General features: G+C 38.1%; 30 protein-coding genes, 1 pseudogene, 1 riboswitch and 1 other annotated feature. Of the genes and pseudogenes, 16 read left to right on the top strand and 15 right to left on the bottom strand.

Going from position 1 to position 25,815, the window contains the following annotated elements:
• Window positions 1–22 precede the first annotated feature (22 nt).
• The 4 genes from trpB to AC1DCY_RS15575 form a co-directional block, all read right to left on the bottom strand.
• Window positions 23–1,186, bottom strand: a complete 1,164-nt coding sequence (trpB, locus tag AC1DCY_RS15590; protein ID WP_477351546.1) for a tryptophan synthase subunit beta — start codon at window positions 1,184–1,186, stop codon at window positions 23–25.
• Between the two features lie 60 nt (window positions 1,187–1,246).
• Window positions 1,247–1,447: a binding site (T-box leader), on the bottom strand.
• A 90-nt stretch (window positions 1,448–1,537) separates the two neighbouring features.
• Entirely contained in the window at window positions 1,538–2,020 is a 483-nt protein-coding gene (locus tag AC1DCY_RS15585) for a QueT transporter family protein (protein ID WP_477351544.1), read from the bottom strand.
• 6 nt (window positions 2,021–2,026) lie between these two features.
• A riboswitch (PreQ1 riboswitch) is annotated at window positions 2,027–2,071 on the bottom strand.
• 276 nt (window positions 2,072–2,347) lie between these two features.
• On the bottom strand, window positions 2,348–2,743 hold the full coding sequence (locus AC1DCY_RS15580) for a DUF1259 domain-containing protein (RefSeq protein WP_477351543.1): 396 nt from the start codon (window positions 2,741–2,743) through the stop codon (window positions 2,348–2,350).
• A gap of 152 nt (window positions 2,744–2,895) precedes the next feature.
• On the bottom strand, window positions 2,896–3,144 hold the full coding sequence (locus AC1DCY_RS15575; protein ID WP_477351541.1) for a hypothetical protein: 249 nt from the start codon (window positions 3,142–3,144) through the stop codon (window positions 2,896–2,898).
• Between the two features lie 548 nt (window positions 3,145–3,692).
• Here AC1DCY_RS15575 and AC1DCY_RS15570 point away from each other — a divergent pair.
• The 4 genes from AC1DCY_RS15570 (at window position 3,693) to AC1DCY_RS15555 (ending at window position 8,037) form a co-directional block, all read left to right on the top strand.
• Window positions 3,693–4,715: an ABC transporter substrate-binding protein gene (locus tag AC1DCY_RS15570; RefSeq protein ID WP_477351540.1), complete on the top strand. Its 1,023-nt coding sequence runs from the start codon at window positions 3,693–3,695 to the stop codon at window positions 4,713–4,715.
• A 387-nt stretch (window positions 4,716–5,102) separates the two neighbouring features.
• The gene (locus AC1DCY_RS15565; RefSeq protein WP_477351538.1) at window positions 5,103–6,131 is read left to right on the top strand and encodes an ABC transporter permease; all 1,029 of its coding nucleotides are present in this window, start codon (window positions 5,103–5,105) and stop codon (window positions 6,129–6,131) included.
• The gene (locus AC1DCY_RS15560) at window positions 6,124–6,918 is read left to right on the top strand and encodes an ABC transporter ATP-binding protein (RefSeq protein ID WP_477351536.1); all 795 of its coding nucleotides are present in this window, start codon (window positions 6,124–6,126) and stop codon (window positions 6,916–6,918) included. Before AC1DCY_RS15565 ends, AC1DCY_RS15560 begins: the two co-directional genes overlap by 8 nt.
• Window positions 6,919–7,092: 174 nt before the next feature.
• Window positions 7,093–8,037: a nuclease-related domain-containing protein gene (locus AC1DCY_RS15555; RefSeq protein ID WP_477351535.1), complete on the top strand. Its 945-nt coding sequence runs from the start codon at window positions 7,093–7,095 to the stop codon at window positions 8,035–8,037.
• 200 nt (window positions 8,038–8,237) lie between these two features.
• Here AC1DCY_RS15555 and ilvA read toward each other — a convergent pair whose 3' ends face one another.
• A complete protein-coding gene (ilvA, locus tag AC1DCY_RS15550) occupies window positions 8,238–9,500 on the bottom strand; it encodes a threonine ammonia-lyase IlvA (RefSeq protein ID WP_477351533.1) in 1,263 nt (420 codons plus the stop codon).
• Between the two features lie 244 nt (window positions 9,501–9,744).
• Between ilvA and AC1DCY_RS15545 the strand changes: the two genes are divergently transcribed.
• Window positions 9,745–10,488 (top strand): TerC family protein, encoded by a 744-nt coding sequence (locus AC1DCY_RS15545; protein WP_477351531.1) that lies wholly within the window; start codon window positions 9,745–9,747, stop codon window positions 10,486–10,488.
• A 51-nt stretch (window positions 10,489–10,539) separates the two neighbouring features.
• Here AC1DCY_RS15545 and bshB2 read toward each other — a convergent pair whose 3' ends face one another.
• A complete protein-coding gene (bshB2, locus tag AC1DCY_RS15540; RefSeq protein WP_370082812.1) occupies window positions 10,540–11,229 on the bottom strand; it encodes a bacillithiol biosynthesis deacetylase BshB2 in 690 nt (229 codons plus the stop codon).
• Window positions 11,230–11,242: 13 nt separating this feature from the next.
• Window positions 11,243–11,593, bottom strand: a complete 351-nt coding sequence (locus AC1DCY_RS15535; RefSeq protein WP_477351529.1) for a YojF family protein — start codon at window positions 11,591–11,593, stop codon at window positions 11,243–11,245.
• Window positions 11,594–11,875: 282 nt separating this feature from the next.
• On the opposite strand from AC1DCY_RS15535, the gene exaC reads away from it, so the two are divergent.
• A complete protein-coding gene (exaC, locus tag AC1DCY_RS15530; protein WP_328007773.1) occupies window positions 11,876–13,396 on the top strand; it encodes an acetaldehyde dehydrogenase ExaC in 1,521 nt (506 codons plus the stop codon).
• A 21-nt stretch (window positions 13,397–13,417) separates the two neighbouring features.
• Window positions 13,418–13,780 carry a DUF779 domain-containing protein gene (locus tag AC1DCY_RS15525; RefSeq protein WP_477351527.1) on the top strand — a complete coding sequence of 121 codons (363 nt, stop codon included), beginning with the start codon at window positions 13,418–13,420 and terminating at the stop codon, window positions 13,778–13,780.
• Between the two features lie 393 nt (window positions 13,781–14,173).
• Here AC1DCY_RS15525 and AC1DCY_RS15520 read toward each other — a convergent pair whose 3' ends face one another.
• Window positions 14,174–14,509, bottom strand: coding sequence for a hypothetical protein (locus tag AC1DCY_RS15520; RefSeq protein WP_477351525.1), 336 nt, complete (start codon window positions 14,507–14,509; stop codon window positions 14,174–14,176).
• Between the two features lie 190 nt (window positions 14,510–14,699).
• On the opposite strand from AC1DCY_RS15520, the gene AC1DCY_RS15515 reads away from it, so the two are divergent.
• Window positions 14,700–15,224 carry an acyl-CoA thioesterase gene (locus AC1DCY_RS15515; RefSeq protein ID WP_477351523.1) on the top strand — a complete coding sequence of 175 codons (525 nt, stop codon included), beginning with the start codon at window positions 14,700–14,702 and terminating at the stop codon, window positions 15,222–15,224.
• A 57-nt stretch (window positions 15,225–15,281) separates the two neighbouring features.
• Here AC1DCY_RS15515 and thiD read toward each other — a convergent pair whose 3' ends face one another.
• Entirely contained in the window at window positions 15,282–16,112 is an 831-nt protein-coding gene (thiD, locus tag AC1DCY_RS15510) for a bifunctional hydroxymethylpyrimidine kinase/phosphomethylpyrimidine kinase (protein WP_477351521.1), read from the bottom strand.
• A 162-nt stretch (window positions 16,113–16,274) separates the two neighbouring features.
• Window positions 16,275–16,442 (bottom strand): hypothetical protein, encoded by a 168-nt coding sequence (locus AC1DCY_RS15505; protein WP_477351519.1) that lies wholly within the window; start codon window positions 16,440–16,442, stop codon window positions 16,275–16,277.
• Between the two features lie 159 nt (window positions 16,443–16,601).
• Here AC1DCY_RS15505 and AC1DCY_RS15500 point away from each other — a divergent pair, with 159 nt between their 5' ends.
• The 5 genes from AC1DCY_RS15500 (at window position 16,602) to AC1DCY_RS15480 (ending at window position 19,784) form a co-directional block, all read left to right on the top strand.
• Window positions 16,602–17,279, top strand: a complete 678-nt coding sequence (locus tag AC1DCY_RS15500) for a uracil-DNA glycosylase (protein ID WP_477351517.1) — start codon at window positions 16,602–16,604, stop codon at window positions 17,277–17,279.
• Window positions 17,280–17,355: 76 nt separating this feature from the next.
• Entirely contained in the window at window positions 17,356–17,535 is a 180-nt protein-coding gene (locus tag AC1DCY_RS15495; protein ID WP_477351515.1) for a uracil-DNA glycosylase, read from the top strand.
• Entirely contained in the window at window positions 17,532–17,798 is a 267-nt protein-coding gene (locus AC1DCY_RS15490; RefSeq protein ID WP_477351513.1) for a YwdI family protein, read from the top strand. The genes AC1DCY_RS15495 and AC1DCY_RS15490 overlap by 4 nt, the downstream gene beginning before the upstream one ends.
• 201 nt (window positions 17,799–17,999) lie before the next feature.
• Complete coding sequence (locus tag AC1DCY_RS15485; protein WP_477351511.1) at window positions 18,000–18,380, top strand: DUF423 domain-containing protein; 381 nt, start codon at window positions 18,000–18,002, stop codon at window positions 18,378–18,380.
• 225 nt (window positions 18,381–18,605) lie between these two features.
• On the top strand, window positions 18,606–19,784 hold the full coding sequence (locus AC1DCY_RS15480; RefSeq protein WP_477351509.1) for a M20 family metallopeptidase: 1,179 nt from the start codon (window positions 18,606–18,608) through the stop codon (window positions 19,782–19,784).
• 316 nt (window positions 19,785–20,100) lie between these two features.
• Here the strand turns inward: AC1DCY_RS15480 and gerQ are convergent, their stop codons facing one another.
• The 3 genes and pseudogenes from gerQ to AC1DCY_RS15465 all read right to left on the bottom strand — a co-directional run bounded on the left by gerQ (window position 20,101) and on the right by AC1DCY_RS15465 (window position 21,488).
• Window positions 20,101–20,442, bottom strand: a complete 342-nt coding sequence (gene gerQ / locus AC1DCY_RS15475; protein WP_477351507.1) for a spore coat protein GerQ — start codon at window positions 20,440–20,442, stop codon at window positions 20,101–20,103.
• A 21-nt stretch (window positions 20,443–20,463) separates the two neighbouring features.
• Window positions 20,464–20,846, bottom strand: a pseudogene (locus AC1DCY_RS15470) (cell wall hydrolase).
• 486 nt (window positions 20,847–21,332) lie between these two features.
• Window positions 21,333–21,488 carry a hypothetical protein gene (locus AC1DCY_RS15465; RefSeq protein WP_477351505.1) on the bottom strand — a complete coding sequence of 52 codons (156 nt, stop codon included), beginning with the start codon at window positions 21,486–21,488 and terminating at the stop codon, window positions 21,333–21,335.
• Window positions 21,489–22,021: 533 nt separating this feature from the next.
• Between AC1DCY_RS15465 and AC1DCY_RS15460 the strand changes: the two genes are divergently transcribed.
• Window positions 22,022–22,204, top strand: a complete 183-nt coding sequence (locus AC1DCY_RS15460) for a hypothetical protein (protein WP_477351503.1) — start codon at window positions 22,022–22,024, stop codon at window positions 22,202–22,204.
• A gap of 283 nt (window positions 22,205–22,487) precedes the next feature.
• Here the strand turns inward: AC1DCY_RS15460 and hemQ are convergent, their stop codons facing one another.
• A complete protein-coding gene (hemQ, locus tag AC1DCY_RS15455; protein WP_477351502.1) occupies window positions 22,488–23,237 on the bottom strand; it encodes a hydrogen peroxide-dependent heme synthase in 750 nt (249 codons plus the stop codon).
• A 157-nt stretch (window positions 23,238–23,394) separates the two neighbouring features.
• Between hemQ and lipL the strand changes: the two genes are divergently transcribed.
• Window positions 23,395–24,228, top strand: coding sequence for an octanoyl-[GcvH]:protein N-octanoyltransferase (gene lipL, locus AC1DCY_RS15450; protein ID WP_477351500.1), 834 nt, complete (start codon window positions 23,395–23,397; stop codon window positions 24,226–24,228).
• Window positions 24,229–24,293: 65 nt separating this feature from the next.
• Here the strand turns inward: lipL and AC1DCY_RS15445 are convergent, their stop codons facing one another.
• Window positions 24,294–24,941, bottom strand: coding sequence for an RsfA family transcriptional regulator (locus AC1DCY_RS15445; protein WP_477351499.1), 648 nt, complete (start codon window positions 24,939–24,941; stop codon window positions 24,294–24,296).
• 444 nt (window positions 24,942–25,385) lie between these two features.
• On the opposite strand from AC1DCY_RS15445, the gene AC1DCY_RS15440 reads away from it, so the two are divergent.
• Window positions 25,386–25,610 (top strand): YuzB family protein, encoded by a 225-nt coding sequence (locus AC1DCY_RS15440; RefSeq protein ID WP_049667962.1) that lies wholly within the window; start codon window positions 25,386–25,388, stop codon window positions 25,608–25,610.
• The last annotated feature ends 205 nt before the right edge of the window (window positions 25,611–25,815 follow it).

Here is a 25,815-nt window from a genome sequence, read left to right as displayed (position 1 = left end):
GAAATCGCTCTTTCATTTCGCGTTACCTATTTAACATTTGAAATACTTGTTCTACGTCTTTGTCTCCACGGCCAGAGATATTGATAATAATGCTCTCTTCCGAAGATAATGTTGGGGCAAGCTTTAGTGCATGTGCAACTGCGTGGGAGCTTTCAAGTGCAGGAATAATTCCTTCAACCTTTGACAGTACTTGGAATGCTTCAAGCACTTCTTCATTCGTCACCGTTACATATTCTCCACGACCAATTGTTTTTAAATAGCTATGCTCTGGACCAGCTCCAGGATAATCAAGCCCAGCGGCAATTGAATATGTTGGTAATGGATTGCCTTCTGAATCTTGCAGTACTAAACATTTGAAGCCATGTAATTCACCCGGTGTTCCTTCATTTAAAGTTGCCGCCTTATCTGGTTCAATGCCAATAAGACGAACATTTTCATCTGCAATATATTCTGCAAAGGCACCAATCGCATTACTACCGCCACCGACACAAGCAAGTACTGCTGCTGGTAGCTTTCCTTCTTTTTCTAAAATTTGTTCGCGACTTTCACGGCTAATGACTGATTGGAAATGCTTGACCATTGAAGGGAATGGATGAGGTCCAACAGCAGAACCTAATAAATAAAAAGTCGTCTCATAGTTTTCAACTAAATCAGCAAATGCTTCATCCACAGCATCCTTTAGTCGCCCCTGGCCTTTATCAACAGCTACTACCTTTGCACCAAGAAGCTCCATACGGAAGACGTTTAATGCTTGACGCTTTGTATCCTCTAAACCCATATAAATTGTGCAATCCATTCCGAACATTGCACAAGCAGTTGCTGTTGCTACACCATGTTGACCTGCACCTGTTTCGGCGATCACACGATTAGCACCCATGCGCTTTGCCAATAAAATCTGTCCAAGAACGTTATTAATTTTATGTGAACCTGTATGGTTAAGATCTTCACGCTTTAAATAAATTTTTGCGCCGCCTAATTGTTTTGTTAAATTTTCAGCAAAATAAAGTGGAGATTTGCGTCCAACATATTCATGGAAATAATACTCTAGCTCTTTATTAAAGTCTTCATCGTCTTTATATTTTTGGAAGTTTTCATCTAAAATATTTAACACATCTTGAAGCTCATCAGGAACAAAGCTACCGCCAAATTCACCGAAATATCCTTTTTTCTCTACTACTGTGCTCATCTTCTCTCGACTCCTCTTATCTAATTTTTTCCATAAAAAAAGTCACTACAATCCTTCTGTAAAAAGGACGAGTAACCGTGGTGCCACCTTCATTCGCAAAAATTGCGCGCTTTCGTACTCCGGTAACGTGGAGTAAATTCGTCCTCACATTTGATGAGGCTGCTCCAAAGCCCATTCACAAGTATGTACTACTGATTTGCACCAACCATCAGCTCTCTTTAAGTACTACAGCTTGCTACTATTCTTTTTCCTAGCATTTATTGAAATGAATTGTAAAGTATTTTCAGAATAGTGTCAAGGTATGCTGGTACCAAGAAAATAAAAAAAGACGAATCTAATAAGATTCGTCAGTTAAATTAAATTTTTGAAGTTTAAGCGTTTATTCAATAGATACATAATCGGCGCACCGACCGCTAAAACAACAAATTCACCTGCAGCAACAGTCAACCATGTCCAGAAGAATGGTAATTCTAATGCTATGTTTAATTCTAAGGCAATGATGAACATTGTGCATGTAAATAACAATGTATTGATGACTAAACGAGCCCAAATATTTTTGACAAATTTACAAATAAGAATGAACAACCCAAGGGTAATCATCGAATGGGCTACACCGAAAAACAAATCGATAATGCCGTTTGGTGAAAATATATTGGAGATAAATACACCAATAATGATCCCAACGGCAAAGCGTGGATTAAACGCTACGAGATGATTAAACATTTCCGATAGACGGAACTGCACTTCTGTAAAGCCAAATGGTGCGACTAACAATGTAATAGCAATGTAGAGCGCTGCAATAATGCCACTCGTTGCTAAAAATTTAATTTTCATATTCATTTCTCCTTAGTTTTTTTACGTGGGATGGTTACGAACCACGTGAAGCAAATGCAATCATATCAATGTTCGTGCTTGTTTGTAAATAGCGTTGAGTAAAAAAAGCGCAGGAATTAATAGTGCTAACGGTAATATTTAGCTTTTGTTAGTTGCTCATTAATTAGATATGTGTGTGCGTGACCAGGATTCGAATGTTGAATTCATAAGAAGGGGGCTTGTACACTTGCTTCTTTGCAGGTGGAATGGATGAGAAGCAACAACTAAAGGGGAGTCCGGTCATATCAAAAAAGAACTGTTATAAGCAGTTCTTTTAAAGTGAACATGTCAATAGTTTTTTAATAGTCTAAAAGCATGAGCAAATTTTTGCGCAAAAATTAATGGGGGCTCTATTGATTGAAAGTGAACGTATAAAATAGCGGGGTCCGAATATATCCAGTGATTATGAACAGCACTTATAATCAAATTATTATCGGCAAGTACCTTAACAAATGGGGATAATTCCTCTTCTAGTACTACAACCTCACCTAAGTTAAGTGCATTTCCATATATATCGAGCGATTCGAATGTTATCCCAGCATGAAGTGCACTACGACTTGGGCGACCTTGAATCATAACATTAAGGTTTCGATTAAGTCTTACTGAACATACGCCATGTTCGATAGAAGCTTTTCCGTTTGCAATCTGAGCAAATTTTGTACACATATCTTGAAATCTTTGCATTTAGACACCTCTATTATTAAATTTCTTTCGGCAATTATTTTCTGTAGCGAAAGCAAAGCGACAACTACAAACAAGCCGAGGCATAGTTGATTATTTATAATGAGGATGCCTTGAAGAGAAAGTAATAAGGGTTTTTTATTTGAAACTAATCCTCACATAACATTTTTAATTTCTTCTATTTCAACAATTAAATCGTCCAGTTGCTTTTTAAATTCATCCGTATATTCTAGTTCTTCGTCTAATTCTTTTGTATATTCTAAGGCATTTAAGGCAAAATCTAGAGCGAATTCGAATAGACTGTCACAAAGATTAGAAATGATTGTGTCAATATCTCCTGTTTTTGCATTTTGCTGCTTTTTTGAATGAGAAGGTTGATTTAAATCCATTTCATCATTATTCATGGTATTCCTCCTTTTGGGAACAGCACTGTCTCATTTGCATCATATGCATTAAATACAAAAAAGGAGACTAAAAACATAAAGGGAATAATACGAGCTGGTGATTCTAAAGTACTCGCATGTTGTCTTTATTCAGCCATTCAAGGTGTTGCTTAAACGCACGTATGCTTCCCAGATATTCCGTTACCTCAAAGTAGTTGGTTAGTAGATGAAGAAGTAAAAGCACTGTTATGAAGGCCTGACATTTCTTACGGAGAATGTCAGGTTTTTTAGGTTTTCCATAAATTACTCTAAAAATCAAATGACTTCGCAAAATTGTCAAAAAAATTTTTGTTATGTTAGAAAAAGAAATCAATTTATAGAAACAGCGCAGTTTAGCGGTTTAAAGCGGCAAATTGAGTGAAAAGATAAAATATTTCATCGATTTTAAAAGTCAGAACATTCATAATGTTGTTGACGAACCTTGATAATAACGATAATATAGCGATACATTCACACTTTGTTTGGATAAAGTGTGATAAATATTAGAGATAATATCGGGGGGATTATTTGTGAAAAGCAATTTAAAAAAGCTTTCGTTCCTGTTATTCGGGTTAGTTTTAATGCTCGCTGCTTGTGGTGGCAGTGGTTCTAGTTCATCAGATTCGAAAGGGAACGAAAAGAATAATGCAAGTGAGAGCGGCAATACAGATGACAAAACATATAAAATCGGGATTACTCAAATTGTTGAGCATCCATCTTTAAATGCTGCAACTGATGGCTTTAAAAAGGCAATTGAAGAATCGGGCTTAAAGGTTGAATACGATCCACAAATAGCGCAAGGAGATAACAGTCTTAACACGACGATTGCAAACAATCTAGTAAGTGCCAACGTAGATTTAATCTTTGCTAACTCTACGCCATCTGCACAAGCAGCGGCGACAGCTACTAGTGATATTCCAATTGTCTTCACTTCTGTAACAGATGCTGTTGGCGCACAGCTCATTGAATCGATGGAGAAGCCAGGGAAAAATGTAACAGGAACGATCGATTTACATCCTGATACTATTGCGAAAACAGTAGCATTCTTGAAGGAATTAGGTGCGAAAAAAGTAGGTATGGTTTACAACGCAGGTGAGCAAAACTCAGTAGCACAAGTAAAAGAAGTGAAAAAAGTTATGGGTGAGCAAGGCCTAACAGTAGTTGAGGCATCTGCAGCAACTTCTGCAGAAGTAAAACAAGCTGCTGAATCATTAATCGGTAAAGCAGATGCATTCTATATCATTACTGATAATACAGTAGTTTCGGCTCTTGAGTCTGTAATTGATGTAGCAAATTCTAATAAATTACCACTAGTTGTAGGAGAGCTTGACTCTGTTGCACGTGGTGGCTTAGCGGCATATGGTTTTGAATATTATGACATCGGTTATGAAGCGGGGCAAATGGCTGTGAAAATTCTAAAAGGTGAAGCAACACCTGCGGATATACCAGTACAATACCCACAAAAGCTAAAACTATTAATAAATAAAAAAGTAGCGGATGATTTAGGAATCGAAATTAAAGATTCTTGGGGTGCAGAACTGTTAGAAAAGTAATGACCTGACATGATCATCTTATGGAGCGAAGCGGGGGAGATCTAAAACTGCCCCCGCTTTATCTACTTTTAGAATGAAAAACGAAATCATTTATGAGGGAGAATTACCGCTCTGTTTGTGGATAAGAAAAATTATAAGTATTATGCATTGATCCATGATTATGGTGGGGTAATTCTTACTAGTTTCATCTTATTAGAATACTAATATATGAGAAGGCTATGGTTTGTCATCGAAAGTTATATGTCACATGGATAAGTTGATTGGAGTGGGGGCTGGGAGACTCCTTGGGGATTATCGGACGCGCCCAGCCGGAACGGAAATCAACTTCAATTTATGGTGATGAGCCGAATTATATTTATTAAGAAATTATTAGGAGATGATTCAACTATGTTTATAGCAATATTTGGCGCGATGGAGCAAGGAATCATCTATGCAATTATGGCACTTGGTGTGTATTTAACATTCCGCGTGTTAGATTTTCCGGACTTAACGGTTGATGGAAGCTTTGTAACAGGGGCGGCTACGGCAGCGACGATGATTATGCTTGGCTACCACCCAATCTTAGCGACTTTAGTGGCAATTGTTGCTGGATTTATTGCTGGATGTATGACAGGAATTCTTCACACAAAAGGGAAAATTAATCCTCTATTATCGGGGATTTTAATGATGATTGCTTTGTATTCTATTAACCTACGAATTATGGGGTCAACTGCAGAAAATACGATAGGTCGTCCGAATATTCCGCTATTAAATTCAGAGACTTTATTTTCAAAGTTTCAAGCATTTTGGAGTGATTTAGGAATCGATACGGCTTTAAATAACCTATTAAAAGGCTTCGGTGTTCAGCAACTACCTTCAACATGGAGTACGATAATCGTAGTATTAATCATTACGATTTTAATTAAGTTCATTGCTGACTGGTTCTTAAAAACAGAGGTTGGATTGGCTATTCGAGCAACCGGTGATAATAAGCGTATGATTCGTAGCTTCTCGGCAAATACAGATACGCTAATAATTCTAGGGCTAGGACTTTCTAATGCACTTGTTGCATTTTCTGGAGCTTTAATCGCTCAATATTCGAAGTTCTCAGATGTCAGTATGGGGATTGGGATGATTGTGATTGGTCTTGCCTCTGTTATTATCGGCGAAGCCATTTTCGGTACAAAAACGATTATGCGCACAACTTTCGCTGTCATTGCTGGAGCGATCATTTACCGCATTATTTTAGCATTAGCATTACGAGTAGATTTCCTTGATTCAGGAGATATGAAATTAATAACAGCTATCATTGTTATTATAGCGTTGGTTTTACCTCAATTTATCAATAAGAGTAAGGAGCGCAAACGTAAGGTGAAGCGCGCAGCAGAGAGAACACGAGTAAAGACGATTGAGCAGGGAGGGAAGGGCCTTGCTTAAATTAAACGGCATTAATAAGATTTTTAATGAAGGTACGCCTGATGAAAAAATGGCACTTGCAGAAATTAATTTGCACTTAAAGCCAGGGGATTTCGTCACAATTATCGGCAGTAATGGAGCTGGCAAATCGACCATGATGAATATGATTTCTGGCGCATTAACACCAGACTTTGGCACGGTTTCAATTGATGGGAATGAGGTTACTACTTTGCCAGAATATAAGCGTTCTCACTATATCGGTCGCGTATTCCAGGATCCGATGGCTGGTACAGCACCAACAATGACGATTGAGGAAAATTTAGCATTAGCTTACTCGCGTAATAAGAGTAGAGGTATGCGCTTCGGTGTTGATAAAAAGCGTCGAGAATTTTTCAAGGAATCGTTGGAGATGTTAGGTTTAAATCTGGAAAATCGATTGTCTGCAAAAGTTGGCTTACTTTCGGGAGGGGAGCGTCAAGCTTTGTCTCTTTTAATGGCAACATTTACGAAGCCTTCTATTTTATTGCTAGATGAGCATACGGCGGCACTTGACCCATCTCGTGCAGAGTTAATCACACGTATTACGAAATACTTAGTTGAGAAAGACAACTTAACGACATTGATGGTCACGCACAATATGCAACAAGCATTAGACTTAGGAAATCGACTGATTATGATGGATAAAGGTCAAATCATTTTAGAGGTTGGCGAGGATCGTAAGCATGAATTAACCATCCCAGATTTAATGGCAGAGTTCGAACGTATCCGCGGAGAGAAAATGAACTCAGACCGTGCGCTACTAGGATAATAAATGAAAAAACGCTCATACATAGGTATGGGCGTTTTTTCGCTTGATGTCGATATTTTTGGGAAGTTGGGTGATAAATCAAAAAAGTTGGTAGATAAACAATCAAAAGTTCTCGATAAATAAGCAAACTCTTTCGATAAAGTGCATTATAATCTAGCTAAAGGAGGTGAAAATATGCTACTGAAAAAACGGGAAGTTTCATCGAAGCAACTCGTGTTAGAAATGATCGAAAGAAGACTATCTAAATCTCACGCTAAGTATGATTATTTTCAAGAAATGCTAGGAAGAACAAAGGCTGGCATTGTTGGCGAGCAAAGAGTAGACCGAGAATGGCGGGAAATCTATTTGGAGCATGCGCATTATTTATTGCATGATGTACAGCTTAATGCTGAAGGTGGAGCAATACATCAAATGGATACATTATATATGTCGCGAAATTTTGTTTTAATAGTGGAAATCAAAAATATCGTTGGGCGTATAGAATATATGGAAGATAACCATCAATTTATTCGAATTACTTCTGATGGCAGAGTAGATGGCTTTAGAAATCCCTTTGATCAAGTGAAGCGACATGCTAGGTTTTTGCGTCAGATTTTCCAAAAGGCAGGCTATCCTATACCTATTGTTTATATGATCGTTTCTGCAAATCCGAATATGATTATGACGCCAAGTTTGTCTGCGCAACCGATTATTCATGTGAGTGGTTTGGCAGAGAAGATGGAGCAGCTGTTCAAGCAACATCGACAAGTCTATCTAAGTGAAAAAGTTTTAAGAGAACTCTCAACACATATTCTAAAGATGCATAAACCTACACAATGGACATGCGATATGAAGATGGATGAACTAAAGAAAGGTGTATTATGCTCTAAGTGCGATTATCGATTTGTCATGCAATATCGTCAAGGTAAGTGGCAGTGTGAGAAGTGTGGTGAGGTAGATAATCAAGCATTCAATGATGCACTGAAAGATTACCGTTATATGTATGGAGAATTGATATCCAACAGTTTATTTCAAGATTTTTTCGGCATCTCTTGCGTTAAAACAGTATATAAAATATTGAAGTCGTTACAGCTTCAAGAAGTAGGCGCAAAGAAGAATCGAAAGTATATTATTAAATAGTATAGTCTATCAGAGCGGTCAGATAGACTGTTTTTATCTATTGTTCCGATAAATTGATGAAACATTCCGATAAAATCATGAATTGTTCCGATAAATCTCGAAATTGTTCCGATAAAACACAGAATTGTTCCGATAAATCACAAATTTATTCCGATAAATCTAAAAAAGCCACACTCACATAGCAAGTGTGACCCTTTCGTTTAGACTAGTAAGCCAAATAATTGAATGTCGTTGTTTACTTCTTTGTATTTGAAGCCGAATTCATTCATGCGTGCTAGTAATCCTTCGTAGTCTTCACGATTGCCAAGCTCGATACCGACTAAGGCAGGACCACTTTCTTTGTTGTTTTTCTTTGTGTATTCGAAAGTTGTAATGTCATCATTTGGTCCTACTACGCTTGTAAGGAATTGGCGAAGTGCGCCTGCGCGTTGTGGGAAACTAACGATGAAGTAGTATAGTAAGCCTTCGTGAATTAAAGATTTCTCTTTAATCTCCTGCATGCGACCGATGTCATTATTACCACCACTAATGATGATAACGACTGATTTACCTTTAATCTCCTCTTTATAAGAGTCGAGTGCTGCTACTGATAATGCACCAGCAGGCTCTGCGATAATGGCGTGTTTATTGTAAAGATCTAAAATCGTCGTACATACTTTTCCTTCTGGTACTAGTACGATGTCGTCTAAGTAGCGACGACAAACATCATATGTGTGATTACCGACGCACTTTACCGCAGCACCATCTACGAATTTGTCAATCCAATCAAGTGCCACTGCACCACCTTCAGCAAATGCAGCCTTCATGCTGCCCGCCCCAGCAGGCTCTACACCGATAATTTTACTGTTAGGGGAAAGGTTTTTCACATAGGCTGAAACACCTGACATTAAGCCACCGCCACCAATACTACCAAACACGTAATCAATCGGTTCCTCCATGTCATTCATAATTTCAACAGCGACCGTTCCTTGTCCAGCGATGACATCGAAATCATCAAATGGGTGAATAAAGATTTTTTCGTGTTCGTCACAGTAAGCAAATGCACTCTCTGCAGCATCATCAAAGGTATCACCTGCTAAAATAATTTCTACATAATCACGACCAAACATACGAACTTGGTCAATTTTTTGCTTAGGTGTTGTTTGAGGCATAAAAATACTTGCTTGAATTTTCAATTGTGCACAAGCGTAGGCCACGCCTTGGGCATGATTACCCGCACTCGCGCAAACAACGCCAAATTTGCGAGCCTCTTCTTCAATTTTTTTAATCTTATAATAGGCACCACGAAGTTTAAATGAGCGTACATGCTGTAAATCTTCGCGTTTAAAATAAATATTAGCTCCATATTTCTCGGATAGATAGTCATTTTTTTGTAGCGGCGTGTGCACCACTACGTCTTTTAAGAAATGATGTGCAATCAAGATATTTTCTACCTGCACAGTTCTAGTGTCAGCAGCTTCCATAATATTCATCCTCCGTATACGTTAAAACATTTATCTATGATAGCACATATTATAAGCTTTTTGTTATTAATTTTTAGTAAATTCTAAATTTTCGGTGTCTATTTCTTCTAGGAAACTACAAAATGCAGAATAATTAAATTTCTACGAGAATTTTTTGTAGAAATAAAGGGTCCACACATTTCCTCATAACAAAAATGGTCAAGCATATAATAGAATACCTTAGGACAAGTAGGAGGGTATGTAATTGGAAATCATTCAAGGAATTCTATCTACATACATGCAATTTTTCAATTGGGAGATGTGGAAAGAGATCTTAACTGACCCTGTATCTTGGGGGTTAATATCAACACTAATTATAATAGAAGGTTTACTCTCAGCGGATAACGCACTTGTATTAGCAGTGCTAGTGAAGCATTTGCCAAACAAGCAACGCAAACGAGCATTAATGTACGGTATGTTGGGGGCCTATTTTTTCCGATTTTTATTTATCGGGATAGGGGTTTATTTGGTAGAATTTTGGTTTATTAAATTGCTAGGGGCTCTGTATTTAGGTTGGCTATGTGTTGCGCATTTCTTACAGATAGGGGAAGCGGATAGTACCAAAGAGATGAAAAAAACAGGGTTGTTGGTTCGGCTTTTTGGAACGTTTTGGGCAACAGTTATTTCTGTAGAACTGATGGATATTGCCTTTTCAATTGACGCGATTTTTGCGGCTTTTGCGATATCCAATCAAATTTGGATTTTACTAATCGGGGGAATGCTAGGTATTTTAATGATGAGAACTATTGCAGGCTTATTTTTAATCATTATTGAAAAAATACCTGAATTAGAGGCAACAGCATTTATTATTATTGGAATTATTGCACTGAAAATGCTAGCCAGCGTCATCGGTATTCACGTTCCACATTATATGTTTTTTGTCGTGTTAATTATTATTTTCTTTATAACCTTCATTATTCATTTTTTAAAAAAGATGAAGGTCGCTTAATATAAAACGGTTCTGTTCTCAATGAAGAAAGAGGACAGAACCGTTTTATTGTTATTTTACATATTGATCAGGATTCACAATATAGAATTTTTCAATATTAAGCCAGCTTTCACTCATTGGCTCACCGTCATCAACACGTTTTTCTGTTTCTTGCATCATCCAAGCAGTTTGAGATGCATGTGCTTGTAATGCTTTAATTTTATCCATCTTCATTTCACTGATATCGTTGACAACATGTGGCTCTCCATTTTTTTCAATCGTATCATTTGCAAAGGCACAACCTAACACTTGTGGACGTGCAGCTTTTGGCATACGTCGAACAGCTTCCACTACGGCACGTGCTGTCGCTTCATGGTCAGGATGCACTGCAAAACCAGGTAAGAATGTAATAATAAGAGAAGGCATTAACTCTTCTATTAAACCTTCAACAAGCTTTACCATTTTTTCATCGTCTTCAAATTCAATCGTTTTATCACGGAAACCAAGCATACGTAAATCTTGTATTCCCATAGCTTCTGCTGCTGCAACAAGCTCCTTACGTCGAATTTCTGGCAAAGATTCACGAGTTGCAAAAGGTGGATTTCCTAAATTACGTCCCATTTCACCTAAAGTTAAACAGGCATATGTAACAGGTGTATTCATCTTCTTTGTATAATAGGCAATTGTTCCAGCAACTGAAAAAGCCTCATCATCTGGGTGAGGGTAAACAATTAAAATATGACGTTGTGGTTGTAAATTCAAAAAGTTGTCCCCCTTAGTAAGTAAATGGCGTTTCGCTAATTTCAAGTGCAATCGCCAATTTACCTGAGTAGTCTAGTCCAGCCATTAATAAACGGCCTAAATCATCTAATTCAAAATGTGTGATGCCTTGAGCATAAACCCAGCCATGTGCCATTTTTAACCCGACACGATGGGGTGAATCATCTACCACTTTAGCAAGTTCATAGCTGATTTTTGCATTGCGAATAAAAGCACCTGCATTGAAAAATTTCTCATCATAGTGTGCTGCATAAGAACCGTTTGTCGTCTCAAGATGAATATAAACGTCTTTGTTGGCGAAAGAATTCAATAATTCCTGCAACGTCTTTACTTGTACTTCTTGCATCTTAACACTCCTCTCGATTATTTCTCCTTTAAGTATAGTTAAAAAAGATGACAAAGGGAAATTGAAAGACTTTGTTGCCAACATAATCATAAATGTTATTGATAAAATACAGAAATTTCTTTATTTTAAAAAAACTATTTTACACTATTAACAAGGTTAATTACTTGAAAAAACTATTTTGATGTATCAATATAGGACACATGAAACAGATTAATATAAATTGAATTGTGTCGTTATAATTTGTATGCGGTTTCATAAATAAAATATGGGGAGATTGATACTATGATTTATGCAAATCCTAATACTCCGGGTGCAGTAGTAAATTTCAAAGAAAAATATGATAACTTTATCGGTGGCGAATGGGTTCCTCCAGTAAAAGGTCAATACTTTGAAAATAAAACACCAGTAACAGGTCAAGTTTTCACAAAGGCAGCTCGTTCAACAGTTGAAGATATTGAGCTTGCTCTTGATGCAGCACACGCAGCAAAAGATGCATGGGGTAAAACAAGCGCAACTGAGCGTGCATCTATTTTAAATAAAATCGCAGATCGCATTGAAGAAAACTTAGAAATGATTGCTGTTGCAGAAACATGGGATAATGGTAAAGCAGTTCGCGAAACTTTAAACGCAGATATTCCTTTAGCAATTGATCACTTCCGTTATTTTGCAGGTGTTATCCGTGCACAAGAAGGACGTACAACACAATTAGATAACGACACTGTTGCATACCACTTCCAAGAGCCACTAGGTGTAGTTGGCCAAATCATTCCTTGGAACTTCCCGATCTTAATGGCTGCTTGGAAAATTGCTCCTGCACTTGCAGCAGGTAACTGTATCGTGATGAAACCAGCTGAACAAACGCCAGTTTCATTATTAGTGTTAATTGAAACAATTCAAGACATCCTACCAAAAGGCGTACTTAACATTGTAAACGGCTTTGGTGTTGAAGTTGGTAAACCGCTTGCAACGAACAAAAGAATTGCAAAAATTGCTTTTACTGGTTCAACAGCTGTTGGTCGCCAAATTATGCAATATGCAACTGAAAATATTATTCCTGTAACGTTAGAGCTAGGTGGTAAATCACCAAACGTATTCTTTGAGGACGTAATGGCTTCAGATGATGAATATTTAAATAAAGCAATTGAGGGCTTTGTGATGTTCGCATTAAACTCAGGTGAAATTTGTACTTGTCCTTCACGTGCACTTGTTCAAGAATCCATTTACGATAAATTCATTGAACTTGCATTAGAACGCGTAAAAGCTATTAAAATTGGTAATCCATTAGATACAGAAGTCATGATGGGTGCTCAAGCTTCTAACGAACAAAAACAAAAAATCCTTTCTTACCTAAAACTTGGTAAAGAAGAAGGTGCTGAGTGCTTAATAGGCGGAGAAGAAAATATTCTTGAAGGCGACCTTGCAGGAGGTAACTACATTAAACCAACAGTTTTCAAAGGTCACAATAAAATGCGAATCTTCCAAGAAGAAATCTTTGGTCCAGTGCTTGGCGTGACTACATTCAAAGATTTCGATGAAGCAATGGAAATTGCAAATGATACAGAATATGGTTTAGGTGCTGGTGTTTGGTCACGTTCTGGTGACATTGCTTACCGTGCAGGTCGAGCTATTCAAGCTGGTCGTGTTTGGACAAACACTTATCATCAATATCCAGCGGGTGCTGCATTTGGTGGGTTCAAACTTTCTGGTATCGGTCGTGAAAACCACGCAATGATGTTAGATCACTACCAACAAACTAAATGTCTTTTAGTGAGCTACAAAAAAGAAGCACAAGGATTCTTCTAATACCAAGGGATGAATAACAACATGGCAGAACGAGTGATTGCAACAAAAGAGGCTTTAAATTTGATAGAGCTAATTAAGAGTAAGCATGGCGCTATCATGTTTTATCAATCTGGAGGTTGCTGTGATGGCTCTGCACCGATGTGTTATGTAGAAGGAGATTTTAAAATTGGTGAAAACGATATCTATCTTGGTACAATAGGTGACGTTCCTTTTTACATTCATAGAGCGCAATATGAATATTTTAAGCATACGCAATTGATTATTCATGCGATTGAGGGCAGAGGTGCAAGTTTTTCTTTAGATAGTGTTGAAAATATGCATTTCATTACAAACTCTAGAGTATTCACAACAGAAGAGTATGAAGAAGTAATAAAGCTCTTTTAATTGATTGCATCTTTTAATCTATGAAGATTTTTTAAGCAATATTCTTGAAAAAATTATAGAAATATATCAATATAATGAGTGTGAAAGCAATTTTGTACAAAATGTGTCGTTTTGCATTGTATACGGTTTCACAAATGAAAAGATACTGACCATGATTTCTTCCTTAACTGACGGAAAGGCAGCACATGATGTTGAAGGGAATTTTAAACTAGGTAATAACGAATTCTATCTTGGTACAATAGATGACGTTCCTTCAGCATTGATATGTATAGCTGTAATTAGGGAAGAAGACTGAAAGCTCATTATCATAGTATAGTAAAAAAGCCGCGATTCTCTTTTATGACGGAGAATCGCGGCTTTTTATAATTAGCGGTATTTTTGGGTATGTATTGATTAATATCGGTTGATTTTTCGTTCAATGGAATCTAGACGATTGTTGAGATGTGATAGATGCCTATGCATTTGTCTAAAAAGTACATTTTGATTTTGCGCGTCTGATGATCTTGATTGTTCAATTGCCTCTTCTTCCTGCAATGCTAAAATGTTAGAGAGGGTTGCTAATGAATACCCTATTGTCAAAACCATTGAAGATATTAATTCTACTTTCGTAGAGGTTATATTTCCACCTTGGGCACCCGTGTCTTCACCTAGGAGACCTGCTTCTTGAGCACCTAGGAAACTTGCTTGTGTATTTGGATCTGGATCTTGTTGTTGTCTACGTCTTGCCATTTTTCTCCCTCCCATATACAGCTAATATATGGCATATGAAGTAGTAGTGTATCTTGTCCTGAGCATTTGAAGAAATAAACCTTAAACCTCTGTTAAAATAAATATTCAAAATTTTCTAGTATTTAAATTGATTTTCATGGAAAAATAAATCAATATGTAGAAATAAACAGTTGTTTTAGGGGGAATGGATGTGAACAAAGACTTTAAATATTGTAAAGAATCTAGAGTTATGCGTACAAGTCGAGTTTTTCCGAATGATATTAATAATCATAATACACTGTTTGGCGGTCGATTAATGAGTGACATCGATCTAGTAGCTTCAATTTCCGCCGCTAAACATAGTCGTAGAGATTGTGTAACAGCCTCAACGGATTCTGTAGACTTCCTGCATCCAATACGCCCGACCGATTCTGTCTATTTCGAATCTTATGTAACGTGGACAGGGACATCTTCAATGGAAGTTTTCGTAAAGGTCATTTCTGAGAATTTGAAAACGGGAGAACGTAAGGTAGCGGCAACAGCGTTATTAACCTTTGTTGCATTAGATGAAAATAATAAACCAACCCCAGTTCCATCTGTTATTCCAGAAACAGTAGAGGAGACAAAGCTACATGAAACTGCAGCCGAACGAGCGAAAGCACGTGCAGAGCGTAAAAAGGAAAGTAAGGCATTGGCTCAATTCATTTCGAACGATCCATGGGATTGCTCGAAATGATGGAGAACGACTATATGTAAAAGAGGCATCTGAAACTAATCAGATGCCTTTACGTTTTTAGATTTCTGTCACTGTTACTTGTGGTGCGCCAAAACGAGATTTTGCACCGTGCATAACTGGTCCTACATAGTCATTTAATGCCCAACCGTGAGCGATTGCTGCTGAAACGAATTCTTTTGCTTCAATTACAGCCTCTTCTACTGAAAGACCATTTGCAAGGTTTGCTGTTACTGAAGCAGCAAATGTACAGCCAGCCCCATGATTATAAGTAGAAGCTACTTTTTCAGATTCTAATAAGTAGAATTTTGCACCATCGAAGAATAAGTCAGTTGCTTTTTCAGTAGCTAACGCTTTTCCACCTTTAATGACAACAGCTTTAGCACCAAGGTCATGAATTTTACGAGCTGCTATTTTCATTTCCTCGATAGTTTTTGGTGTTCCTGTTCCAGCTAATTGCCCAGCCTCAAACAAGTTAGGTGTTGTAACTGCAGCTAATGGTAAAAGATGTTGAATCATTGCATCTGTATTGCCAGGGTTTAATACTTCATCTTCTCCCTTACATACCATTACAGGATCAATGACAACATTTGTCGTACCAGATTTTGCGATAGCATCACCTGCGATACGAATAATTTCTTCCGTTGATAGCATACCAGTCTTTACGGCGTCAATGCCTGTTGAAAGAGCAGTATCGATTTGTTTTTGCAAAAGCTCTGTTGGTAATGGCGTTACGTTATGAGTCCAACCGTTTGGATCCATTGTTACGACAACTGTTAATGCCACCATACCATATGTGCCATGCTCCTGGAATGTTTTAAGATCAGCTTGCATACCTGCGCCACCTGATGTATCTGAACCAGCAATCGTTAAAGTTTTTTTAAGAGCCATGTGGAATTCTCCTTTATAGATAAAAGTTTTAAAATTACCATCTAGTATAGTCCTATTCTGATGCTATAAAAATAGTCAGAGTTAGATATTTTTAGAAGGTCAGTTTAAGCTTCTTGATTGTGACATCCGCCTGAGGCTTTGGGCCAACATGATGTTGGTCACTCAGTCGTGTGTTGTTGCTGCCGCTTCGCTTTCGCACAGATAAAGCCGTGTTGCTGCCGCTACGCTTTCGCACAGATAAATTGCCACAGGACGTGGCGTTCTTAGACTGAGTTCCTCTATTTCAGAGGGTGTTCTGCCGCTGCCGCTACGCTTTCGCACAAAAAACATCAGCAGGCCTAAGCACAAAGCCGATTCTGGACGCATTGTTTATCTGTAGCGAAAGCAAAGCGACAGCTACAAGTATGCCAAGGCATAATTGAACTTGATACTTGAATTCAACATTATTTTTTTGTACCGTTGTAAGAAGAGAGAGGGGCTTATATTACGATGAAAGAAGATTTCCCGAATGATTGGCGAGCAATACTTACAGAAGAAATAAAAAAGACATATTACACAAAGCTACGTCAATTTGTAGCAGATGAATATTCAACAGAAACAATTTATCCCCCGATGAATGATATAATGAATGCATTTTATACGACGGCTTATCATGATGTGAAGGTCGTAATTTTAGGTCAGGATCCGTATCATGGACCAAACCAAGCACATGGATTAAGCTTTTCGGTCATGCCGGGAATCAAACATCCACCAAGCCTACGAAATATGCTAAAGGAATTACAAGATGATCTTGGCTGTCCAATCCCTCAAAACGGAACATTAACAAAATGGGCACAGCAGGGAGTAATGTTATTGAACACTGTATTAACTGTTCGAGCAGGTCAGGCGAATTCTCATAAAGAACAAGGGTGGGAGCAATTTACTGATGCTGTAATCGATAAATTAGCATCAAGAGATAAACCCATTATTTTTGTGCTTTGGGGCAAACCAGCGCAACGAAAAAAACTATTAATTCGTAAATACTCAACATCACATTTAATTTTAGAAGCGCCTCATCCAAGCCCACTTAGTGCTTATCGAGGTTTTTTCGGCAGTAAACCATACTCAAAGATTAATGCACAGTTAGTGGAATGGGGAGAGCAACCAATTGATTGGAGTCTAGCTTAGATTGGCATAAATCGTTTTCTTTATGCACCTATCGTTTCGTGTTACAGTTAATAATAGAAGAAAGTGAGGGACAACGATGAAGGTAAATTGTTTCAAATGTCAATATTTTAAAGTAACATGGGACCCACAAACTCCACGGGCCTGTGTAGCATATGGCTTTAAAACGAAGCAAATACCATCTGTAGTTGTTAAACAATCCTCTGGCACAGACTGTTTAAAATATGTGCCAAAAGCAGAAAGTGGGAGAATGCAATGATTCCTTATCAAGCCGTTATTCAACAACTTGAAAAACAATTATCTGGTGTCAAAAATGCTGGAGACGAACAACAAATTCGTGAAGCCTTAATAGCAATCCGAGCATTATGTGATGTGGTATTAGACTCACCTGACGGCAATTCTAAAGCCCAGTCAAAACATCTGCCACAAATGCTAGTGTCAGAGCCGAAGCAAACAAGTTTATATACAGCAAAAATTGAAGAAGAAGACGGAGCAAATGGTGATTCAATTTTTGACTTTTAATTATCTTCATTCAGCGAAGACTCCCACCTCTGAAGGTGGTGGCTAGATGAATGCGGATGTGGTTCCTTTTCAGTAGGTGTCCTAACGCCTACTGAATGAAATGAAGATAAAGCCTCCGGACCATTGTTTTATCTGTAGCGAAAGCAAAGCGTCAGCTACAATTACGCCAAGGCGAAATTGATTAAAGGTAGGGAAAATGACATGAAAAAATTTATCGTAACAGGTGCACTCCACGGCTTTATAGCAGTGGCATTAGGTGCATTCGGTGCACATGCTTTAAAAGAGGTTCTAGACGATTATAGTCGTGGAATTTGGGAAACAGCTGTTCAGTACCAAATGTTTCATGCCACGGCTATACTTGTGATTGGCATATTGATGAGCTCGAAATTACTAGGTGAAGTAAAGCAGTTAAATTTAGCTGGAATCTTTTTTAACCTAGGTATTGTCTTCTTTTCAGGAAGCTTATATGTACTGGCAATCAGCGGCGTAAAAGTTCTAGGTGCCATCACACCAATTGGTGGTGTTCTATTTTTAGCTGGTTGGATTCTAATTATAGTTTCTGCCCTTAAACATGCTCGATAAAAGTTGAATATAAATATTCCTACAAAGTTACTCCTTTGCACTATGTGTAAGGGGGTTTTTGTTTTATTAGAAACTACTAGTAACGAATCAAGAGAATTTTTCTTCGTAATGAACAATATAATTTCTATAGAATGGATAGTTTTAATTCCTATTGTTTTTGTAAGGATTTATAGTACACTATTATTATCAAATAAGTTCGACAAATAGGAAGTGAGGTTTTGTGATATGGAGAAGCTTTTTACTTTACTAGATAATAACTATGATGAAATGGTAGCAATTCGTCGTCATCTACATGAATATCCGGAATTATCCTTTGAGGAAGTTGAAACTCCAGCGTATATAGCTGCTTTTCATCGTGCGCTAGGACATGAGGTTCGTGAACATGTAGGTGAACGTGGTGTTGTTGCTACTTTACGAGGAGGGAAGCCAGGTAAAACAGTGGCATTGCGCGCTGATTTTGATGCGCTGGCAATTCAGGAGGAAAATGAAGTCCCTTATAAGTCAAAAGTAGATGGTAAAATGCATGCATGTGGACATGATGGTCATACAGCAACATTACTAGGGCTTGCTAGAGCACTTAATGCAATAAAGGATGACATTGCAGGCAATGTAGTATTTATTCATCAGCATGCAGAAGAAATGGCGCCAGGTGGAGCAAAGCCTATGATTGAAGATGGCTGTCTAGACGGGGTAGATGTTATTTTCGGTACACATTTATGGGCACCAACACCGTTAGGAGATATATTGCTGAGAGATGGAGCAATTATGGCTGCTGCGGATAAAGTGGAGATTACAATTCATGGCAAAGGTGGTCATGGTGCGGAGCCGCATCATTCTATTGATGCAGTTACTCTTGCGTCACAGTTTGTAGTCAATGCACAGCAGATTATATCTCGACGTATTGATCCATTAAAATCAGCCGTCTTAACGATTGGTCATTTGGAGGCGATAAATCCTTTCAATGTTATTGCTGAACGGGTAGTATTAGCTGGAACAGTCCGTACTTTTGAAGAGCAGGTACGTCAACAAATGGAGCAAGAACTTGAGGCCGTTTTAAATGCCACTTGTTTGGCCTTTGGTGCAAGCTATGATTATCGTTATACAAGAGGCTACCCACCTGTTTATAACCATGTGAAAGAAACAGAATTTATTGCACAACTTGCAGCAGATATACCAGGAGTAGAAAATATTATAACGTGCCCACCATTTATGATTGGAGAGGACTTTGCGTATTATTTAGAGAATATACCAGGAACATTTTTCTTCACAGGTGCTAAAAAGCCGGAGTGGGAGGTAGCATATCCTCACCATCATGCACGCTTTGACTTTGATGAACGTGCAATGTTGATTGCTGCCAAAACATTAGGAAAAGCAACATTGCAGTATCTACAAGAAAATCAATAAAAAGCTCTTCCACAAGGCTTGAGCTATACACAAAAATTGGCATGATAGGAGGTATCCTAACATGCCAATTCTTTTGATTTAATGCCAAATATCCACGCAGATTCATCGTTTTCAGACGAAAAACATCTGCGGCACAAGCAAGAATACGAGCCCCCATTGGGAGTCTAGCGAAACTTGCTAAGGCGACGCAAGCATGAATAAGACGTAGCGAAGGAGCGCACACTGATTTTGCTTTTATCTTACTCGCATTTTGAGGAGCGGAATTTTACCATATAAGAAAATATAAATTAGAAGACTTTTTAAAAGTTCACGTCAATTATGGATTTTGGTTAAAATAAGCCATTTCTTCATCATATTCAGCAAAATCAAAGTAAATCATTGGGAATAGGAAACGATGATTCGATTTGAGTTCACGCAAAATAACATGATCTCGACCAGCAGCTTCTACAACGCCTCGCACAATTTTCGTGTTTTTTCCTGGCTCAACCGCATGCTCGAAGGAAAAATGAAAAGTAGCAGGTTTTCCACGATTTAAACGCAAAATATTTTCAATATACGATTGCTCCCGTCCAGGTGGTCGAGCTCCAGTCGTCTGTGGAGGCATTACCTGAGGAGGCATTTGTTGTTGCGTTGTCGGTGTCCAATAATAAGGCATCATAAGTTATCAACCTTCTTTCTTTTAGATTTGAGGACAATCTTCTTCGGTTGGCGAGAAGAAGCAATGTGCTTTGAATCTTCCCTTGTTCCACTGACCATACCATTGTGCTGGACAATCTCCCTCAGGTCTGAAAAACCATAGTGAGCGAGTCGCCGGATGGAATCTTTCGCCTTGAATAACTCTCTTTGCTAATCGAAGGTCTTGATCACGTGCTCGTTGATAAAAGTAGCCTTTTTGTGTCGCTTCAAAGCCTCCAGGACGCTGAAAAACCATTTGTTCAATTGTACGAACATCCGTAAAATCTAAACAATCGGCTCGTACACGATTGACGCCAACATTGCCGACCATCAGCATACCTAAATTCCCTTCACCTTCTGCCTCAGAGCCATCAGCCTTGCTAGCATGGATGTTTGTGCATCATTCGTCTTTATAACGGCGATTTTCACTCCTCCTCGCAAACAGTATATGCATGATGGTATTGTAGACATGTTCAATTTTAACTTTTTTCAGCAGATGGTGAGATGAACGGGTTTAAGTTACTGTTTCAGTAGATGTCTAAACACCTGCTGAAAGAAGTTAAAGCCTCCGGCCGATTCCGGACGTAATTATGCCGAGGCATAATTGATTGAAAGAAATTCACAAAAAAAAAATGCTAAGCATATATTAGTAATAACGAGTAGTCTGTAAAAGAGGGCTAGACTTTTAAAAAATTTTAGATGTTCAACACCAAACGTATGGCATGTATATAAGTTGATTGGAGTGGTTGGGGTCCTTGGGAATCATCATCACAGATGAGAACCTGGTGCGCAAACGAGTAGGGGAACGGAGGCTAAAGCATCGCGTCCTGTGATAACGACTTCGTGACGAATATCCTGTTGCTGCCGCTACGCTTACGCACAAAAAAACATCCTGTTGCTGCCGCTACGCTTACGCACAAAAAAACATCCTGTTGCTGCCGCTACGCTTACACACAAAAAACATTCTGTTGCTGTCGCTACGCTTACGCACAAAAAACATTCTGTTGCTGCCGCTACGCTTACGCACAAAAAAACATCCTGTTGCTGCCGCTGTCGCTACGCTCGCACAGAAAACATTTTTTGCCTCTACGTCCCCAAGAAACCGCCTAACCAGAAAGGAAATCACCCCTACGCTATGGTGATGAGCCTACATTTTATGGTAGATAGAGAATAAATATATGGGAATGTGAGATAGGAAATTGCATGTGTATTGAATACATGTGAGGTGACAGGGTATGGAGATTGGTGTTTGGGTAGGCATTTTGTTGAGTGCTGTGCTGGCATTTTTAGTAGGGAGTTTTTACGGACAGCCACTCCATTGGTATCTCTTTATATTAATAATCGTAGTAGGATTTTTCATTAATACGATAATACTAATTTTGAAAGTTAAGGATGAAAGATCTTGAGGTATGAAAAATAAGAAAGTGTCATCGTAGTGGATGACACTTTCTTATTTTTTTTGATTAAGTAGATGAAATCTAATGTTTTGCAAGTATATTAAAAATAAACTGTGACATACTAAAATGGAAAATTATTTTTTGCTTTCATGAAGGAGTGTTATAATGCATGTTTTTGGTACGTTTGTAGCAATTATCATAAGTGCATTCATGGCCGTTGGTATAGCAGAATACTATCATCAACCATATAATTGGTATTTAGTTTTCCTTATGATTCTAACTGGCTTTTTTATTCATACAATTATTTTAATATTGGAATCAGATAACAGCGAAGAAAATGAAATTTAAAAAATGCGAGTCCACTACTATGGACTCGCATTTTTATCTTCATTCAGCAGAAGACTCCCACCTCATGAAGTCAGTGAGAGGAATGCTGATGTGGTTCCTTTTCCAAACATCTACTGAAATAGAGGAACTCAGGCTAAAAACTTCACATCCCGTAAAAACGCCTGAGTGACCAACCTCGTGCTGCTGACGCTGCGTTAGCACTACGCTTTCGCGCAAAAAACATTTGTTGGCCCAAAGCTTCCGGACGCAATTACGCCAAGGCGAAATTGATATTTAAAAGATTTTAGACAGTTAAGAATTTCACTAGTTTTTCTTTATCAAGAAGGTTACCAACGAAGAATGCACCGAACTCACCGTAGCGAGCTGAAACTTCATCAAAACGCATTTCATATACTAATTTTTTGAATTGTAGTACGTCATCTGCGAATAGTGTTACGCCCCATTCGTGATCGTCGAAGCCAACAGAACCAGTAATAATTTGTTTAACTTTACCAGCATAGCCACGACCAATCATACCATGAGAACGCATTAGAGATTTACGGTCGTCCATTGAAAGCATATACCAGTTATCATTGCCTTGACGACGCTTATCCATTGGATAGAAGCATACATGCTTAGCACGTGGAAGTTCAGGATATAGACGAGCACGCACATGTGGATTTTGGTAAGGATCTTCGTCTGAATCTCCTGCTAAATAGTTAGAAAGCTCAACAACAGATACATATGAATATGTAGGAATTGTAAAATCAGCAATCGCTAATTTATTGAAATCAGCTTCAAGCTCTTGTAGCTCTTCCATTGTTTCGCGTAATGTCATAATCATAAAGTCAGCTTTTTGACCAACAATTGCGTAAAATGCATGGGCACCTGTTTTAGCGATATCAGCCCCGTTTAATTTTTCTAAATATGCAATGAATTCTTTTACTGCTGCTTGGCGTTCCTCAGCAGAAACTAGTTTCCATGAAGCCCAGTCGATTGAGCGAAAATCATGTAAAGCGTACCAACCATCTAAAGTAATTGCTGCTTCATTCATTATTAAAAACACTCCTTTATAAGTGAATACCATTCAAAATTTAGTTTATCATAGTTTGTACAAATTCCCTAAGTTCATGATTGCATTTCACGAATTTGACACCTTCCATAGATAATGTATTCTAAAGGGAAGAGAAGTAAATAGAGGAGCTCCAATCATGAAAAGTATTTTACAACAGCCGATTTGGCGTTTTTACGATCAATCCATTAGCGCGAAGCAAAGATCGCCACTTGAATCCTTTGCAACAGACGATACTTTATGTCAGCTAGTTGGGCAATTAGCCTCTCCACCAACTATTCGTACTTGGGTACATGATGCCTCTGTTGTGCTCGGTATTCAGGATCACCGTTTACCATATGTGCAGCAGGGTATGGACTTGCTCAAAGAACGTGGCTATGATCCTATTGTACGCAATTCAGGCGGATTAGCAGTTGTGCTTGATGAAGGTGTACTGAATATTTCTATTGTTTTATCTGAACAAACGGAAGCGCTAAGCATTAATGATGGTTATGATGTAATGGTAGCTCTAGTAAAAGGATTGTTCCCTGAAGTAGCTGATCAAATTGAAGCCTATGAAATTGTAGGCTCCTATTGTCCAGGTTCCTATGATTTAAGTATTGAAGGAAAGAAGTTTGCTGGTATTTCTCAGAGACGATTACGTCAAGGGGTAGCAGTGCAAATTTATTTATGTATTGAAGGAAGCGGTTCAGATCGAGCTGCACTCATTCGTGACTTTTATAAGGAAAGTATAAGAGGAGAGGAAACAAAATTTACCTATCCTAACATTGTCCCTGATGTGATGGCGTCATTATCTGAACTAATTGATGCATCATTAACAGTGGAAGCCGTTGTGATCCGTTTACAGCAGCTTCTTAACAATATGGCAGAAGAAATTCGAGTCGAACCTTTTCATGATGAAGAATTAACACTATATACGTTTTATTTACAACGTGTTTTAGATCGCAATACGAAAATGCTTGAACCAAAATGAAGTTAAACTTTAATCAATAAGGGTACCACGCGAGATAAATCGGTTCAAAGAAAAAAGCGATGCTGCTAATTAAGCGCATCGCCATTTTCTTGTGTATAAGGGCTACTTACAACAAGATTTCCGTTTTTCTCCATTTTAAAAACAGGTGCAACTCGTTCTTCCTCTTCATCTAGTGTTACTAGTCGTCTAGCACGATTCATAATTTGTACAAATTGCTCGTAATCTTTTCGAATAGCTCTATTTTCCTCTTCAAGCTGTGAAATTGTTTTCTCTAGTTTTTTATTTTTCTCAGATGTTACGTGTACTAGTTGTCTCCATTTTGAAGACTCATTACCTATTTCACCAGAGTGCTGTAAACGTAGTAAATAGGCTATGACAATATCAAGATTTAATGCAGATAGAGGAATTGATTTGCCCTCCGCAGCACTACTATTAACTGTAAACATACTAGAAGCACGGCGTCTTGCTGGAGCTCCCAACACTCGCATTCTTTCTTTTCTTTCTTTTTTTGCTTCGGATAATTGTTCCTCGTATTCTTTACGAACAACAGCATTCCAACGAAAACCACATGCAGCAGCAGTACGATTTAAAGCGTCACCAGCTTCTTCAAAGGCATTTAATTGTGTACTACCTTCCGTCACATGGCGAATTACCGCCTCAGCTAACAATTCATCGTTTTCGTCTAACCAAGCATCTTGTCTTACTTTACTCATATTAAAATCCTCCCACCTTTATTTGGAACTTTTATTTACAACTAGCATGACCAATCTTTTAACCTTTTATTCATCTATGTGAAAGGAATTATGCTTGAATACAAGGGGAAAAATGCGATACAATACCCGATGTAGGTTTGTACGTATGCTACATACTTAAATATGTGAAAGTTCATACGTTCAATAGAAACGACTTTTTGAATCAATTATGCCTCGGCATAATTGTTGCTGACGCTTTGCTTTCGCACAGATAAACATTGTGTCCGGAATCGGCTTTGTGCTAGCACGGATGTTTGGACACTCGCTGAAAAGTGAATTAATTCCGCATTTATCTCACCACCTATAGAGGTGGGAGACTTCTGTACCTGTCGCTACGCTTTCGGTACAGAAAATAATTGCTGAAAGAAGTTAAAAAAATACTATATAGAAAGGGTTGTTGACAAAATGGCAAACGAATTTAAAGTTTGCGATGAATGTCAGGCCGTTAACTTAAAAACGTTAATTCCAAAATTAAAGGAAATCGATCCTGATGCAACCATCGAAATTGGCTGTCATTCCTATTGTGGCCCAGGACGTAAAAAAACATTTACCTTTGTAAATAGTCGTCCTGTCGCTGCATTAACGGAAGAAGAACTAATGGAAAAGGTTTTAGCAAAGTTAAAAAAATAAGTAAAACAAAACGCTATCTTCACTAGTCTAGTTGGAGATAGTTTTTGTTTTATTTGGGTTCTATAATATTTGTTGGGGTATTCACACAATTCCACGCATAAAAAAAGCACAGATTCACCGATTTATATATACTTGAATTGTCGAGAAACAAGTAATAGAAAGGTGAACTGTGCAAATGAATTTTAACATGAATATCCCAGGATTA

This window comes from Lysinibacillus sp. 10T31 (assembly GCF_056394365.1).
This window is presented reverse-complemented; position numbering and strand designations above follow the sequence as displayed.

Coding starts and splice junctions, on each gene's coding strand:
- trpB (WP_477351546.1), bottom strand. CDS start 1,186: ATGAGCACAGTAGTAGAGAAAAAAGGATATTTCGGTGAATTTGGCGGT.
- AC1DCY_RS15585 (WP_477351544.1), bottom strand. CDS start 2,020: ATGAAAATTAAATTTTTAGCAACGAGTGGCATTATTGCAGCGCTCTAC.
- AC1DCY_RS15580 (WP_477351543.1), bottom strand. CDS start 2,743: ATGCAAAGATTTCAAGATATGTGTACAAAATTTGCTCAGATTGCAAAC.
- AC1DCY_RS15575 (WP_477351541.1), bottom strand. CDS start 3,144: ATGAATAATGATGAAATGGATTTAAATCAACCTTCTCATTCAAAAAAG.
- AC1DCY_RS15565 (WP_477351538.1), top strand. CDS start 5,103: ATGTTTATAGCAATATTTGGCGCGATGGAGCAAGGAATCATCTATGCA.
- AC1DCY_RS15555 (WP_477351535.1), top strand. CDS start 7,093: ATGCTACTGAAAAAACGGGAAGTTTCATCGAAGCAACTCGTGTTAGAA.
- ilvA (WP_477351533.1), bottom strand. CDS start 9,500: ATGGAAGCTGCTGACACTAGAACTGTGCAGGTAGAAAATATCTTGATT.
- AC1DCY_RS15535 (WP_477351529.1), bottom strand. CDS start 11,593: ATGCAAGAAGTACAAGTAAAGACGTTGCAGGAATTATTGAATTCTTTC.
- exaC (WP_328007773.1), top strand. CDS start 11,876: ATGATTTATGCAAATCCTAATACTCCGGGTGCAGTAGTAAATTTCAAA.
- AC1DCY_RS15525 (WP_477351527.1), top strand. CDS start 13,418: ATGGCAGAACGAGTGATTGCAACAAAAGAGGCTTTAAATTTGATAGAG.
- AC1DCY_RS15520 (WP_477351525.1), bottom strand. CDS start 14,509: ATGGCAAGACGTAGACAACAACAAGATCCAGATCCAAATACACAAGCA.
- thiD (WP_477351521.1), bottom strand. CDS start 16,112: ATGGCTCTTAAAAAAACTTTAACGATTGCTGGTTCAGATACATCAGGT.
- AC1DCY_RS15505 (WP_477351519.1), bottom strand. CDS start 16,442: ATGTTTTTTGTGCGAAAGCGTAGCGGCAGCGGCAGAACACCCTCTGAA.
- AC1DCY_RS15500 (WP_477351517.1), top strand. CDS start 16,602: ATGAAAGAAGATTTCCCGAATGATTGGCGAGCAATACTTACAGAAGAA.
- AC1DCY_RS15495 (WP_477351515.1), top strand. CDS start 17,356: ATGAAGGTAAATTGTTTCAAATGTCAATATTTTAAAGTAACATGGGAC.
- AC1DCY_RS15490 (WP_477351513.1), top strand. CDS start 17,532: ATGATTCCTTATCAAGCCGTTATTCAACAACTTGAAAAACAATTATCT.
- AC1DCY_RS15485 (WP_477351511.1), top strand. CDS start 18,000: ATGAAAAAATTTATCGTAACAGGTGCACTCCACGGCTTTATAGCAGTG.
- AC1DCY_RS15480 (WP_477351509.1), top strand. CDS start 18,606: ATGGAGAAGCTTTTTACTTTACTAGATAATAACTATGATGAAATGGTA.
- gerQ (WP_477351507.1), bottom strand. CDS start 20,442: ATGATGCCTTATTATTGGACACCGACAACGCAACAACAAATGCCTCCT.
- AC1DCY_RS15460 (WP_477351503.1), top strand. CDS start 22,022: ATGCATGTTTTTGGTACGTTTGTAGCAATTATCATAAGTGCATTCATG.
- hemQ (WP_477351502.1), bottom strand. CDS start 23,237: ATGAATGAAGCAGCAATTACTTTAGATGGTTGGTACGCTTTACATGAT.
- lipL (WP_477351500.1), top strand. CDS start 23,395: ATGAAAAGTATTTTACAACAGCCGATTTGGCGTTTTTACGATCAATCC.
- AC1DCY_RS15445 (WP_477351499.1), bottom strand. CDS start 24,941: ATGAGTAAAGTAAGACAAGATGCTTGGTTAGACGAAAACGATGAATTG.
- AC1DCY_RS15440 (WP_049667962.1), top strand. CDS start 25,386: ATGGCAAACGAATTTAAAGTTTGCGATGAATGTCAGGCCGTTAACTTA.